The sequence below is a fragment of the Nonomuraea sp. WAC 01424 genome (assembly GCF_003947315.1).
Taxonomy (GTDB): Bacteria; Actinomycetota; Actinomycetes; order Streptosporangiales; family Streptosporangiaceae; genus Nonomuraea; species Nonomuraea spiralis.
This window is the reverse complement of record NZ_QHHZ01000018.1, coordinates 215,763-229,649: the sequence shown is the minus strand read 5'-3', so window position 1 is coordinate 229,649 and position 13,887 is coordinate 215,763. Positions and strand designations below refer to the sequence as shown.

The window sequence follows — 13,887 nt, the reverse complement described above, 5'->3', positions numbered from 1 at the left end:
TTGGCGCGCCTTTTCGGCACCGATGGGATACGTGGGGTCGCTGGTCGCGACCTCACGGCCGAGCTGGCCATGGACCTGTCCGTGGCGGCCGCCCACGTACTCGGTGATGCGGGCGCGTTCGCGGCCACGGGACGTCGTCCCGTGGCCGTCGTGGGCCGGGACCCGCGAGCCTCCGGGGAATTCCTGGAGGCCGCAGTGGTCGCCGGCCTCGCGGCGTCTGGAGTGGACGTGTTGCGCCTCGGCGTGCTGCCCACCCCGGCCGTCGCCCATCTCACCGCCGCGCTCGGCGCCGACCTCGGCGTCATGCTGTCCGCGTCGCACAACCCGGCGCCGGACAACGGGATCAAGTTCTTGGCCAGGGGCGGCTTCAAGCTGTCCGACGCGGTCGAGGACGAGATCGAGCGCCGGCTCGGTGAGAGCTGGTCCTTCCCCGTCGGTTCGGGGGTCGGGCGGGTACGCGACGCGTACGGCGAGGCCGACCGTTACATCTCGCACGTCCTGACCACGATGACCGCCGCGCTCGACGGCCTGCACATCGTCGTCGACTGCGCGCACGGCGCCGCCCACATGGTCGCGCCCGAGGCGCTGGTACGCGCGGGCGCCCGGGTCGAGGCCATCGGCGCCAGGCCCGACGGGCTCAACATCAACGCCGGCCACGGCTCCACCCACCTGGAAAAGATCCGGCAGGTGGTCGTGTCCAGGGGCGCCGACATGGGCGTGGCCTACGACGGCGACGCCGACCGCTGCCTCGCGGTCGACCACACGGGCACGATCGTCGACGGCGACCAGATCATGGCGGTGCTCGCCGCTGCCATGCACGGCGACGGCCTGCTGGCCAAGGACACCGTGGTCGCGACCGTCATGTCCAACCTGGGCTTCAAACTGGCGATGCGCGACAGCGGCATCACCGTGATCGAGACCGCGGTCGGCGACCGTTACGTGCTCGAACGCATGAAGTCCGACGGGTTCAACCTGGGCGGCGAGCAGTCGGGTCACGTCATCATGCTCGACCACGCCACCACCGGCGACGGCCTGCTCACCTCGCTCCACCTGCTGGGCGTGGTGGCCAAGTCGGGTGTCCCGCTGAAGGAGCTGGCCGCCGTGATGACCCCGCTGCCGCAGATCCTGATCAACGTCAAGGACGTCGACAAGGGCAAGGCGTCGGTGCCCGAACTCATCGCCGCCGTGGCCGACCCCGAGGCGGAGCTGGGGGAGACCGGGCGGGTGCTGATCAGGCCGAGCGGCACCGAGCCCATGATCCGGGTGATGGTGGAGGCGGCGTCGGAGGAGCACGCCAACCTGGTGGCGGGCCGCCTGGCCGACGTGGTCCGTACGGCCTGCGCGTCCTGAGCCGCGCGCGGCCGGGGCGGCCTGGTGCCGCGCCCGCCGGCGTCATCGGCGCCCCGCTACTCGTCGCCGGTGAGCGCGAACACCCGTAGTCTGCGTCCGGCCCAGAAGACCGCGCCGACGGTGACGATGACCAGCGCCGGGACGGCGAAGCCCAGCGTGACGTCGGTCTTCAGGAACGGCGAGTCGGAGATCTGGTCGGCGATCGTCTGGGACCACACCTGGATCGAGAACTTGCGGGCCCCCGGGATGAGGTTGCCCACGACGACCTCCCAGACGAGGGCGTAGATGACGCCGATCGTGACCGCGTGCTTGGTCACGACCCCGAGGAACAGGAAGAGGGCGGCGTAGGCGATCCCCGCCACGAGGGCGCCCAGGGCGAAGCCGGCCGCGATGCCGTCCTCGTCGCGTACGAGGATCCAGGCCGCGAGGTAGGTCGGCACCACCGAGAACAGGGCCATGATCGAGGCCGCCACCAGGAACTTGGTCTGGACGATCACGGGCCGGGAGATGGGCTTGGACATCAGGTGGATGACCGTGCCGTCGTCGATCTCGGGGGCGATGACGCCCGTGCCCGCGATGACGCCGAGCAGGGGCAGCACGGCGCCGACGGCGAACTTCTGCATCAGAATCACGGCCGAGCGCTGATCGGCGCCGTCCAGCAGGCGCAGCAGCACCGCCAGGCCGATCAGGGTGAGCGGGAGCAGCAGGAGCAGGATGATGCGCCGCCGCCCGAGCAGGGAGCGGTACGTGATGCCCGCGACCACGGTGTTCATTCAGGTGCTCCTGTTGATCAGGTAGGAGAAGACGCTCTCCAGGTCTTCGTCGGCCGGTGAGACCTGGTGCAGGCGGACGCCCTCGTCCCGGGCGACGCGGGGGAGCAGCCGGGCGAAGCGCCGGAACTCGCTCGCCTGGACCTCCAGGCCGTCCGGGCGGAGCGTGATGCCGCCGGCCGACTCGTCGCGGATCAGGGCCGCGGCGAGCTTCCTGTCGTCGCTGGAGCGGATCATGAACAGGTGCGGCCTGTCGGTCATCAGGCGCCTGATCTCGCGGAAGTTGCCCGAAGCCGCGTGCCGGCCCGACACCAGGACCTCGATGTGCTGGGCGACCCGCTCGACCTCCTCCAGGATGTGGGAGCTGAACAGGATCGTCTTGCCCGCGGTTCCCATGGCGCGGATGAGGTCCATCAGGTGGAGGCGCTGGCGCGGGTCCATGCCGTTGAACGGCTCGTCGAGGAGCAGCACGGCCGGATCGTGCACCAGGGCGGCGGCCACCTTGACACGCTGGCGCATGCCCTTGGAGTACGTCTCCACCCGGCGGTCCTTCGGCTCCTCCATCTCGACCGTGGCGAGGGCCTTGCGGGCGGCCTCGACGGGGTCGGAGAGGCCGTGGAGGCGGGCGGCGGACAGGACGAACTGCCAGCCGGTGAGGAAGCCGTACACGCCCTCCCGTTCCGGGACTAGGCCGATATTTCGGTAGATGTTGTGGTTCTTCCAGACCTGGGTGCCGTCCAGGGTGACCGAGCCGCCGGACGGCGCGAGGAAACCGGCCATCATGTGCAGCAGCGTGGACTTGCCCGCGCCGTTGGGGCCGAGCAGGCCGGTGACGCCAGGGCCGATCGTCATGGTCACGTCGTTGACCGCCACCACGTTGCCGTACCAGCGGGAGACCTGGGAGAGCTCGATCCTCATCGCGAGGCCGCCTTCCTGTAGCGCAGCGCGAGGGCGGCCAGGCCGACGCCGATCAGGACCACCAGGATCAGGGCCGAGATCGGACCGTTGGGGTAGGCGCCCTCGGCGTGGGTCGGGGTGCCGAACAACCACGACTGCACGGAGTCGACCAGCCAGAACGGATCCATCACCCAGGCCCAAGAGGCCGCGGCCTCGTTGCCCGTGGACACCAGCGTGCTGTAGATCACCGGCACCGATGCGAACGACAGGAGGTAGACGGTGATCACCGAGGCCACCCCGAGCCCGCGCCGCGGCGTGAACGAGGCGAGGGCCAGGCCGAACGCCGACAGCAGCAGCGCCAGCACCAGCGCCATGAGCAGCGCGCCGAGGTATTCGCCGGTGGCGGGCGGTCCGGGCATGTCCACGAGCAGCTCGCCGATCCACAGGAGTGTCAGCGGCGCGCCGACCAGCAGGAACAGCGCGGTGGTCATCGCGGCGACCTTGGCGGTGACGTACTGGAAGACCGAGATCGGGCGTGACAGGTACAGGGGCAGCACGCGGTGGCGCAGGTCGGGCGCGACGACCGTGGGCGCCTGGGAGGCCAGGAAGATCGCCACTACGGCCTGCATGACGACCGCGAACCCGCTGTACGGGATGCCGCGCTGCTGGGCCAGCGCCATCAGCGCGATCGACACGACCATGGGCAGCAACATGATGACGACCAGCGCGAACGGCACGATCTTGCTGCGTGCCGGGCGGCCGAGCCCGAAGATGCCGCGCAGGCTGTGGACCGCGAGTGCCCGGGTGGCGTGGCCGCCGCCCAGACGGGGGCCGTCGTAGTGCCGGTAGCCGATGTCGTAGATCTCAGACACTGGCCACCTCCTCCCTGAAGACGTCCTCGATGCGGTGGCGTCCCTGTTCGAGGCGGATCAGGCACAGGTCGAGGTCCACGGCGGCGTCGCGGATCGCGTCGAACGTCTCGGGACCGGCCACCTTGACCACCAGCATGCGGCCCTGCTGGGAGACGGTCTGGCCGGTCTCGGTCAGGCGTCTGGCCAGAGGATCCAGGCCCTCTTCGACCTCGACCGTGACCGTCTGCGTGGCCTGGGTGAACTCCGAGATCGCCGACGAGCGCAGCAGCCGGCCGGCGTCGATGACGATGACGTGGTCGCAGATGCGTTCGAGCTCGCCCAGCAGGTGGGAGGTGACCAGCACGCTGATGCCGAACTCGGTGCCGATGCGCCGGATCAGCGTCAGCATCTCGTCGCGTCCGCGCGGGTCGAGCCCGTTGGTGGGCTCGTCGAGGAAGACGAGCTTGGGGTCGTGCACGAGGGCTTGGGCCAGCTTGACCCGCTGCTTCATGCCGGTGGAGTAGCCGCCGATCGGGCGGTAGCGCTCTTCGGCCAGGCCCACGTGGCGCAGCACGTCGGCGGCGCGCTCGCGGGCGGCCGTACGCGGCAGGCCGGAGATCCTGGCGAGGTGGACGACCAGTTCGGTCGCGGAGACGTCGGGAGGGAGGCATTCGTGCTCGGGCATGTAGCCGACGAGCCTGCGGATCTCGGCGCCCTGGGCGGTGACGTCGAGGTCGAGTACCCGCGCGGCGCCCTCACTGGGCGGCAGCAGGCCGAGCAGGATCTTGATCAGCGTCGACTTGCCCGCGCCGTTCGCCCCGACCAGGCCGGTGACGCCGGATCCCACGGTCACCGTGAGCCCGTCGATCGCCGTGACGGTGGGGAAACGTTTGGTCAGCCCCTCGGTGGCGAGGATGTGCATGTGGCGGACCCTACCTGGCACAGGGTGGGCGTGGCCTCGTTCACACGGATGAACGCTGTCCTACTTGAGGCCAGAATTTCCGCTGGACCGCGAGCGTGGCCGTGCCCGAGATGATCATGCCGAGCACGTTCACCGCGAGCTGCGAGACCGACCCCGCGACCTCCGCCCAGTCGCCGAGCCCCAGCGCGACGGCGAGGTAGCCGGCCGCCGGGACCGTGGTGACCGAGATGAACACGCCGATCAGGGCCGAGGACTTGCCCGCCGTCACCGACAGGACGCCCGCCGCCCCCGCCAGCAGCGCCACGATGAACGACCACTTGTCCGGCTTGACGATGAACTGCACCTCGGCGTTCACCTTGAGGTTGCCGATGTCGATCCAGCCGAGCCAGTTGGAGACCAGCGCGCAGGCGAAGGTGACGGCGATGGCCACCGTGAAGCCGATGACCAATGTCCTGAGGGCGGTGGTGATCAGGCGTCCGCGGCGGCCGAGCAGGCCGAAGCAGATGGCCGCGATCGCGCCGAACTCCGGCCCGAGCACCATCGCGCCGACGATCAGGATGGGCGAGTTCTGCAGCACGCCGATGCCCGCGAGCTGCGTGGCGATGGCCAGGAACGCCAGGTACGCCCAGGTGATGCGCGACTCGCTGGAGACCTTGTGGGCCAGCTCCTCCCAGACCACCGCGTCGTCGGGGTCGCCGGGCGCCTCCTCGACCGCCGCCGTGGCGGCCCTGGACAGCGACAGGTCCACCTGCTCGATGGCGATCGAGCCGACGTCCTCCAGCCATTTGAGCCGGCTGATCACCACGTTGGCCGCCTCGCGGGCGGCGTCGCAGAGGACGACGTCGCCCGCCGGCTCGCGGGCGGCGCCGGGCAGGACGACGATGTTGGTGACGCCCGTGCACTCCTCCAGCACCGCGACGGCCTCGTCGCTGCGCCCGGCGGGGACGATCAGTCGCAGATGCAGCACCCCGCCATTCTTGTCCATCGGACGTTGACGCCGTGTCGATCGCCGTACGCGAGGCTGCCTCACATGACTCGCTTCAGATGCCACGATCATGGTGAGGACTGCTGGTTCGCCGACATCGACGACCAGGAGTGCGCGGGCAGGTTCGCCGTCTACGTCTTCGACGAGGTGTTCAGGTCCGGCGAAGCCGTACCCGCCTGACCGCGTGGTCGGCGCCCTTCTTCAGGACGAGGTCGGCGCGGCCTCTGGTGGGGGCGATGTTCTCGACCAGGTTGCGCTCGTTGATGTCGCGCCAGACGTTGACCGCGAACTCCGTGGCCTCCTCGTACGTCAGCTCGGCGATGTACTTGAAGTAGGACTTCGGGTCCTCGAAGGCGGTGCGGCGGAGCTTGTGGAACCGTTCGACGTACCAGGTGCGGATGTCCTCGACCTTGGCGTCCACGTAGATGGAGAAGTCGAAGTAGTCGTTGACCGCGAGGGACGTGGGCGGGGCGGGCTGGAGGACGTTGAGGCCCTCGATGATCAAGATGTCTGGATTTTTCACGACCTGGCGGGCGCCGGGGACGATGTCGTACTCCAGATGGCTGTAGACGGGCGCGTACGCCTCGGGGACGCCCGCCTTGACCTCCGCCACGAACCTGACCAGCGCGCGCCGGTCGTAGCTCTCCGGGAAACCCTTGCGGTGCATGATGCCCTTGGCCTCCAGCACCGCGTTGGGGTAGAGGAAGCTGTCGGTGGTGATCAGCTCGACGTGCGGGTGCTCGGGCCAGCGGGCCAGCAGGGTGTGCAGGAGCCGCGCCGTCGTCGACTTGCCGACCGCGACGCTGCCGGCGATGCCCAGGATGTACGGCACCCGCGCCCCCGGATGCCCGAGGAAGGCGCCGAGCACGGTGCTGCGCTGCTTGGACCCGGTGAAGTGCAGGTTCAGCAGCCGGGTCAGGGGGAGGTAGATGTCGGTGACCTCGGTGAGGTCGATGGGGTCATCGACGCCGCGCAGGTCTTCCAGCTCGTTTGCGGTGAGAGTCAAGGGCGTGTTCTTGCGGAGTTCGCTCCACTGCTCCCTGCTCAGTTCCACGTAGCCGTTGTTCACCTTGGCAGCGTAGCGATGCGGGACAAATGCGATCATGGGCGGGTGTGGACCGACGATAATCCACAGCCTGTGGATAAAAACGTGGGATTACCAAAGGATGATTCTGGGAAGGAAGACCGGTCCTGACGATCCGGGCATACCGGAGGCGGCGGGCGGCTACTGTTCCGGACGTGGCCTCCCGGGGGGTTCTTGTGCATCGTCGCCGCTTCATCGCCAACGTGGTCGCCGCCGCAGGGCCCTTCGCCGGGGCCGCCTGCGCCGCGGCCCAGGGCGGCGTCCGGCCGGCTCCGGCGCCGGCGTACGGCCGTCTCAAGCCGGTCGCCGACCTGCGTGACGGCAAGGTACGCCTGCACCTGCCCGACGGGTTCAGGTACCGCTCCTTCAGCGCCGCGGGCGAGAAGTTCTCCGACGGGACCACCGTGCCCGGCAGGCACGACGGCATGGCGGCCTTCGCCGGCCCGAAGGACAGCACGATCCTCGTACGCAACCACGAGGTCAACGGCCCGGTCGGCGCGTTCGGCGACGAGAGCGCCGCCTACGACCCCGCGGCCGGCGGCGGCACCTCGACCCTGCACGTCACCCGCCACGGCGAGGTGATCAGGAGCGGCCCCTCGCTCAACGGCACCATGATGAACTGCTCCGGCGGTCCCATGCCCTGGCGGGCCTGGGTGAGCTGCGAGGAGACGGTGAACGGGCCCGACGTGGGCGACGACTCCTCCGGCGGCGACAACAGCAGGCTCACGCGCGGGCACGGCTACCTGTTCGAGGTGCCCGTCGACCGGGCCGCGAGCGCGCGCCCGATCAGGTCGGCCGGCCGCTTCCCGCACGAGTCGGCCGCCTTCGACCCCTCCACCGGAGCCCTCTACCTCACCGAGGACAACTTCTCCTTCCCCTCAGGCTTCTACCGCTACCTGCCGCCCAAGCACCCGGTGCAGGCCGGCCGGCTGCTCGACGGCGGCCGGTTGCAGATGCTCGCCGTCAAGGGCAGGCCGCGCGCCGACCTGTCGCGCGGGCAGCCGGCGGGCGCCTCGTACGCCACCGCGTGGGTGGACATCGACGACCCCGACCCCGCCTTCACCGGCAGGCCGTCCAACGAGGAGGCCGTCCAGGCGGTGGGCCGCCAGGGGCGGGCGGGCGGCGCGGCGATCTTCGCCAGGCTGGAGGGCGCGGTGTTCCACCAGGGCGTCGTGTACTTCGTCTCCACCCAGGGCGGGGCGACCGCGCCGGGCGACACGCCGCCCCCCGGGTTCGGCGAGGGGCGGGGGCAGGTGTGGGCGTACGAGACGTGGAGCGGGCGGCTCAGGCTCGTCTACGAGTCCCCGCGCTCGTCGGCGCTCGACCTGCCCGACAACGTGACCGTCAGCCGCCGCGGCACGCTGGTGCTCTGCGAGGACGGCGACGGCGACAACTACCTGCGCGGCCTGACCAGGACGGGCCAGATCTTCGACTTCTGCCGCCTCCAGCCGATCCCGGACGATCCGGGCGCGGAGTTCGCGGGCTCGACGTTCGGGCCGGGCGGGCACACGCTGTACGTCAACGTCCAGGCCAAGCGGGGGCGTTCGTTCGCCATCTGGGGGCCGTGGGAGCGCGGCCTGTTCTGAGTAGCCTGGGGAGATGATCCTGGGTATCGGAGTGGACCTCGTCGACATCGCCCGCTTCGAGGCGGCTCTCGAACGTACGCCGCGGTTGCGGGAGCGGCTGTTCACCGAGGGGGAACGGCCGCTGCCGACGCACTCGCTGGCCGCCCGCTTCGCCGCCAAGGAGGCCGTGGCCAAGGCGCTCGGCGCGCCCAAGGGCCTCGGGCACCTGGAGGCCGAGGTGCGCTGCGACGAGCTCGGCAAGCCGGAGCTGCACGTCTCGGGCAAGGTCGCCGACGTCGCGTACGGCCTCGGGGTCAAGCGCTGGCACCTGTCGCTCAGCCACGACGGGGGCGTCGCCGTGGCCTACGTGATCGCGGAGGGATAGCTTCGGATCATGCGCGCGACGGAGCAGCCGAACGGAGTGAGGCCATGAAGACCGCCTACACCGCCGACCAGATCCGGGACGCCGAGCGCACGCTGATGGCGCGCCTGCCCGAGGGCACCCTCATGCAGCGGGCCGCCCACGGCCTCGCCGCCGTCTGCGCCGACCTGCTCGGCCGCGTGTACGGCAGACGGGTCGTCCTCCTGGTCGGCAGCGGCGACAACGGCGGTGACGCCCTCTACGCCGGCGAACGCCTGGCCCGCCGGGGAGCGCGGGTGGAAGCGGTCCTGGCCGGCTCCAAGACGCACGAGGCCGGCCTGCGCGCCTTCCTGGACGCCGGCGGCCGGGTCGCCGAGCAGGCGGCCCTCGGCGAGGCCGACCTGATCGTCGACGGGCTGGTCGGCATCGGGGTCTCGGGCGCGCTGCGCGAGCCGTACGCGCGGCTGGCGGAGGAGGCGAACGCGGCCCACGGCACGGTCGTCGCCGTGGACGTGCCGAGCGGCGTCGACGCGAGCACCGGGCAGGTCGCGGGCGCGGCGGTGCGGGCGCGGGTGACGGTGACGATGGGGGCGTACAAGACGGGGCTGCTCGTCGATCCGGGGGCCGCGCACACGGGCACCGTCGAGCTGGTCGACATCGGGCTCGGCCCCTTCCTGCCCGACCCCGACGTCGCGGCGCTGACCCGCGCGGACGTGGAGGACCTGCTGCCGCGGCCCGGCAACGAGTCCGACAAGTACCGCAGGGGCGTGCTCGGGGTCGCCGCGGGCAGCGACCTGTACACCGGCGCGGCCGTGCTGGCCGTCGGCGGCGCGCTGCGGGCCGGCGCGGGCCTGGTCCGCTACGCCGGCACGCACGAGCCCGTCCAGCAGGTACGCGCCCACTGGCCCGAAGCGGTGATCACCCCGCTCGACCGGCCGTCGATCGAGCACGTCGGCCGCGTCCAGGCCTGGCTGCTCGGCCCCGGGCTCGGCACCGGAGACTGGGCGCACGAGCTGGCGGCGCGCGTGCTGGCCTCGGACGTCCCCGTGCTGATCGACGCCGACGGGCTGACGCTGGTGGCCCGCGACCGGTCGTTGCTGCGCAGGCGTGCGCCCGTGCTGATCACGCCGCACGCGGGCGAGTTGTCACGGCTGATCGGCGTGAGCCGCGACGACATCGAGGCCGCCCGGCTGGAGCACGTCCGGCGGGCCGCGGCCGAGCTGGGCGTGACCGTGCTGCTCAAGGGCTCGACCACGGTGGTGGCCGAGGAGGCGAGGCCGGTGCGGGTCAACGGGACGGGCACGTCGTGGCTGGCCACCGGCGGCACCGGCGACGTGTTGTCGGGCGTGGCGGGCGCACTGCTGGCCCAGGGGCTGGGCTGTTACGACGCGGCCTCCGTGGGCGCGTACCTGCACGGGCTCGCCGGTCGGCTGGCCGCCCGCGGCGCCCCGCTCACCTCCGCCGGGGTGGCGACGGCCGTCCCCGAGGCCATCCGCTCCGTCCACGCCGAACCCCGCCCCTGAGCGGCGCGAACCGCGCTCGACCACCCGTCTGAGCTGCCACACTGGAGAGATGTACTCCTCGATGGCCACCCCCGCCGAGGCGCGGGTCGACCTGGCCGCCATCCGGCGCAACGTCGCCCTGCTGAAGGAGCGCGCGGGCGGCGCCGAGTTGATGGGGGCCGTCAAGGCCGACGCCTACGGCCACGGGCTCGTCCCCTCGGCCAAGGCGGTGCTGGAGGGCGGCGCGTCCCGGCTGGGCACGGCGTTCGTCGGCGAGGCGCTCGCGCTGCGCGCCGGCGGGGTCACCGCGCCCGTCCTGGCCTGGCTGATCACCCCGGGCGAGCCCCTCGACCGGGCCCTCGAAGAGGACATCGAGCTTTCGGCGGCCCACGAGGGCCTGCTCGTCGAGATCGCCGCCGCCGCCCGCCGCGCGGGCCGCCCGGCCAGGGTCCACCTGGAGGCCGACACCGGCATGGGCAGGGGCGGCGCGCCGCTGGCCGCCTGGCCGGGCCTGCTGAGCAAGGCGCTGGAGCTGCGGGCGGAGGGCGTCGTCGAGATCGTCGGCGTGTGGTCCCACTTCGCCTGCGCCGACGTCCCCGGTCATCCCTCGGTCGGGCAGCAGCTGGAGGCGTACGAGAGCGCGCTGAAGCAGGCCGAGCAGGCGGGCGCCGCCGGGTCCTCCGTGATCAGGCACGTGTCCAACTCGGCGGCCGTCCTGACCCTGCCCGCCGCCCGCTTCGACCTGGTCCGGCCAGGCATCGCCATGTACGGCCTGAGCCCCGTCCCCGAGCTGGGCGACTTCGGGCTGCGTCCCGCCATGACGCTGACGGCCAGGATCGCCCTGACCAAGCGGGTCCCGGAGGAGTCGGGCGTGTCCTACGGGCACCTCTACGTCACCGACCGCGAGACCACCCTCGGCCTCGTCCCGCTCGGCTACGCCGACGGCATACTCCGGCACGCGACGGGAAGAGCCGAGGTCCTGGCGGGCGGGCGCCGCCGGAAGGTGGCGGGCCGGGTGTGCATGGACCAGTTCGTGATCGACGTGGGCGACGACCCCTTGTCGCCCGGTGACGAGGTCGTGCTGTTCGGCCCGGGTGACGGGGGCGAGCCGACCGTTCAGGAATGGGCGGATACCCTCGGCACGATCACTCATGAGATCGTGACCAGGATCGGTTCCCGGGTGCCACGGGTCCACCAGCATGTGACCACGGACACTCCGGAGCGGCCATGAGCGGAGAAGGATCGGGGACATGACGACGACAACACGGCGCAGGGTCGGGATCGCCGGCGCGATCGTCGGAGCGGCCTCGGCCGGCGTCGCGGCGGCCGCTCTGGCCAAGCGCATCGCGGTCGGCCGGATCAGGCTGCGGCACGACGAGGAGGCCAGCGAGCCGTTCGGCGAGCTGCGCGGCAGGGAGCACACGCTCGTCACCTCCGACGGCGTGGCGCTGCACGTGGAGATCGACGGCCCCGAAGACGCGCCGCTGACGATCGTGTTGTGCCACGGCTACTGCCTCAACCTCGAATCGTGGCACTACCAGCGCAAGGACCTGCGCGAGAACTACCGTCTCGTGTTGTGGGACATCCGCTCCCACGGCCGTTCGCAGCGCGGCACGGCCGACGACAGCACGATCGACCGGCTCGGGCAGGACCTGGCCGAGGTGATCGAGGAGTTCGTGCCCGGTCCGTGCGTGGTGGTCGGCCACTCCATGGGCGGCATGACGATCATGGCGCTGGCCGACAGCCACCCTGAGCTGTTCGGCGAGAAGATCCGGGCGGTCGCGCTCATCGCGACCTCGGCGGGCAAGCTGGCCGAGCTGACGCTCGGGCTGCCGGCGATGGTGTCGAAGGCCGTGCACAAGATCGCGCCGTCCACCGTGTCGCTGCTCGGCAGGAAGGGCTCGCTGATCGACAAGACCCGCTCCGCGGGCAGCGACATCGCCTTCCTGATCACCCGCCACATGGGCTTCGGCGACTCCTCCAACGTCAGCCCGACCGTGGTCGACTTCGCCGAGTCGATGATCAGGCAGACCCCCACCGAGGTGTTCGCCGCCTTCTACCCGGCCCTGATGAACCACGACAAGCTGTCCGCGCTGCACGTGCTCGACCCGGTCCCGACCGCCATCGTCTTCGGCGATCGCGACTGGCTGACCCCGCCCGACCACAGCAGGGCCATCGCGGCCGCGCTGCCCAAGGCGCAGCTCGCCGAGATCCCCGACACCTCCCACCTGGTCCAGCTGGAGCGCCCCGGGATCGTCAACGACGCCGTGCGCGACCTGATCAAGCGAGTGGAGTTGTAGTGCGACTGGCGACAGCGGAGGACATGCGGGCCTACGGCACGCGCCTGGCGGCCCACCTGCGGCCCGGAGACCTGGTCGTGTTGTCCGGCCCGCTCGGCGCCGGCAAGACCACGCTGGTCCAGGGCATCGCCGAAGGTCTCAAAGTACGCGGGCCGATCACCTCGCCCACCTTCGTGATCGCCAGAGTGCACCCGTCGCTGCACCAGGGCCCGCCCCTGGTGCACGCCGACGCCTACCGGCTGGGCGGCGACCTGGAGGTCGACGACCTCGACCTCGACGCCTCGCTGGAGGAGTCGGTCACCGTGGTCGAGTGGGGTGAGGGCCTGGTCGAGGGGCTGGCCGAGGACCGGCTGGAGATCCACATCGACCGGGAGACCGGCGACGACGCCCGCCTGGTGAGCCTGCGCGGGGTGGGGGCGCGGTGGGCCGACACGCCGTCTGATCCGGCGGAAGGCTAAAACCCCCGTCAATCCCTGGCAAAACTGGCACCCTTGACGTACCCGGCCGATGACATAAATCATGATCGTTGGTCAGGGATTTGCCCAGAATTTCTGGGTATCAGGAGGGGCGACATCCGCATATTTGGTGGATGCTGGGTGCAGGACGGCAAAGTGGGGTGCGGCGGTGCTCAGTGTCAGGCGAGTCGCGTACGCGGGTGCCATCATGGTGGTCGGGCTGACCGGTTGTGCGGCCTCGGCCGAGACCACACCGACGGAGACACCGACAGGCACGGCGACGACGTCCCCCACGGCCGACGCGACCGCCACCACGACCGCTCCACCGGCCACCAAGAGGCCGAACATCGCGGTCCAGCTCAACCCCGACCGGGTCACGGCGGGTGAGACGTCCAAGGTGTGGATCCTGGCCAACTGCCCGCTGCCGTCCGGCGGTCCGGCCCACACGGGCACCGCGACCTCGCGGGCGTTCATCAACGGCGTCCCGCTCAACCCCGTACCGGCGGCGTCGGCCACGCCCACCGCGACCAGCAGCCCGGCCAACGGCTCACCCTGGGTACGCGGCGAGGCGACGATCTCCGGCACGGTCAAGCGCGGCTCGTACACCGTCGACGTCAAGTGCGAGGGCACCAATGACGTCGGCAAGGCCACGCTCAAGGTGGCCAGGGCCGAGGCCGAGCCGACCGGCGTGCCCACCAAGGCGCCCAGGGCGGGCGGCGGCGGCACCTTCGGCCAGGACGTCGACGACGAGTCCTCCTTCCCGCTCGGCCCCGCAGGCGCGCTGATCGCCCTGGCGCTCGTCGGAGGCGCGGTCGTGGCGGTCAAGCGGCGCAGCCGGGCGTAGT

At 71.3% G+C, this 13,887-nt stretch carries 15 protein-coding genes; 9 read left to right on the top strand and 6 right to left on the bottom strand.

The window, feature by feature from the left end:
* A complete protein-coding gene (gene glmM, locus DMB42_RS41385; protein ID WP_125644637.1) occupies window positions 1-1,350 on the top strand; it encodes a phosphoglucosamine mutase in 1,350 nt (449 codons plus the stop codon).
* 56 nt (window positions 1,351-1,406) lie between these two features.
* On the opposite strand, the gene DMB42_RS41380 is transcribed toward glmM, so the two are convergent.
* Genes DMB42_RS41380 through DMB42_RS41360 form a run of 5 tightly spaced genes read right to left on the bottom strand, consistent with a single transcriptional unit; the run spans window position 1,407 to window position 5,757 of the window.
* The gene (locus tag DMB42_RS41380) at window positions 1,407-2,123 is read right to left on the bottom strand and encodes an ABC transporter permease (protein ID WP_125644635.1); all 717 of its coding nucleotides are present in this window, start codon (window positions 2,121-2,123) and stop codon (window positions 1,407-1,409) included.
* The gene (locus DMB42_RS41375; RefSeq protein ID WP_125644633.1) at window positions 2,124-3,038 is read right to left on the bottom strand and encodes an ABC transporter ATP-binding protein; all 915 of its coding nucleotides are present in this window, start codon (window positions 3,036-3,038) and stop codon (window positions 2,124-2,126) included.
* Window positions 3,035-3,889 (bottom strand): ABC transporter permease, encoded by an 855-nt coding sequence (locus tag DMB42_RS41370; protein ID WP_125644631.1) that lies wholly within the window; start codon window positions 3,887-3,889, stop codon window positions 3,035-3,037. The genes DMB42_RS41375 and DMB42_RS41370 overlap by 4 nt, the downstream gene beginning before the upstream one ends.
* Entirely contained in the window at window positions 3,882-4,790 is a 909-nt protein-coding gene (locus DMB42_RS41365; protein ID WP_125644629.1) for an ABC transporter ATP-binding protein, read from the bottom strand. The genes DMB42_RS41370 and DMB42_RS41365 overlap by 8 nt, the downstream gene beginning before the upstream one ends.
* Before the next feature lie 40 nt (window positions 4,791-4,830).
* The gene (locus tag DMB42_RS41360) at window positions 4,831-5,757 is read right to left on the bottom strand and encodes a DUF389 domain-containing protein (RefSeq protein WP_125644628.1); all 927 of its coding nucleotides are present in this window, start codon (window positions 5,755-5,757) and stop codon (window positions 4,831-4,833) included.
* Between the two features lie 63 nt (window positions 5,758-5,820).
* Here DMB42_RS41360 and DMB42_RS55490 point away from each other — a divergent pair, with 63 nt between their 5' ends.
* Entirely contained in the window at window positions 5,821-5,955 is a 135-nt protein-coding gene (locus tag DMB42_RS55490) for a hypothetical protein (protein ID WP_260478245.1), read from the top strand.
* On the opposite strand, the gene coaA is transcribed toward DMB42_RS55490, so the two are convergent.
* Window positions 5,927-6,829: a type I pantothenate kinase gene (gene coaA / locus DMB42_RS41355; RefSeq protein WP_189652117.1), complete on the bottom strand. Its 903-nt coding sequence runs from the start codon at window positions 6,827-6,829 to the stop codon at window positions 5,927-5,929. The genes DMB42_RS55490 and coaA overlap by 29 nt on opposite strands.
* A 206-nt stretch (window positions 6,830-7,035) precedes the next feature.
* Here coaA and DMB42_RS41350 point away from each other — a divergent pair, with 206 nt between their 5' ends.
* The 7 genes from DMB42_RS41350 (at window position 7,036) to DMB42_RS41320 (ending at window position 13,886) form a co-directional block, all read left to right on the top strand.
* On the top strand, window positions 7,036-8,445 hold the full coding sequence (locus DMB42_RS41350; protein ID WP_125644624.1) for an alkaline phosphatase PhoX: 1,410 nt from the start codon (window positions 7,036-7,038) through the stop codon (window positions 8,443-8,445).
* A gap of 13 nt (window positions 8,446-8,458) precedes the next feature.
* A complete protein-coding gene (locus DMB42_RS41345; protein ID WP_125644622.1) occupies window positions 8,459-8,809 on the top strand; it encodes a holo-ACP synthase in 351 nt (116 codons plus the stop codon).
* A gap of 44 nt (window positions 8,810-8,853) precedes the next feature.
* Complete coding sequence (locus DMB42_RS41340; protein WP_125644620.1) at window positions 8,854-10,308, top strand: NAD(P)H-hydrate dehydratase; 1,455 nt, start codon at window positions 8,854-8,856, stop codon at window positions 10,306-10,308.
* 61 nt (window positions 10,309-10,369) lie between these two features.
* Window positions 10,370-11,518 carry an alanine racemase gene (gene alr / locus DMB42_RS41335; RefSeq protein ID WP_125644741.1) on the top strand — a complete coding sequence of 383 codons (1,149 nt, stop codon included), beginning with the start codon at window positions 10,370-10,372 and terminating at the stop codon, window positions 11,516-11,518.
* Window positions 11,519-11,537: 19 nt separating this feature from the next.
* Window positions 11,538-12,587: an alpha/beta fold hydrolase gene (locus DMB42_RS41330; RefSeq protein WP_125644618.1), complete on the top strand. Its 1,050-nt coding sequence runs from the start codon at window positions 11,538-11,540 to the stop codon at window positions 12,585-12,587.
* Entirely contained in the window at window positions 12,587-13,045 is a 459-nt protein-coding gene (tsaE, locus tag DMB42_RS41325; RefSeq protein WP_312024799.1) for a tRNA (adenosine(37)-N6)-threonylcarbamoyltransferase complex ATPase subunit type 1 TsaE, read from the top strand. The genes DMB42_RS41330 and tsaE overlap by 1 nt, the downstream gene beginning before the upstream one ends.
* Before the next feature lie 166 nt (window positions 13,046-13,211).
* Window positions 13,212-13,886: a hypothetical protein gene (locus DMB42_RS41320; RefSeq protein WP_125644617.1), complete on the top strand. Its 675-nt coding sequence runs from the start codon at window positions 13,212-13,214 to the stop codon at window positions 13,884-13,886.
* The last annotated feature ends 1 nt before the right edge of the window (window position 13,887 follow it).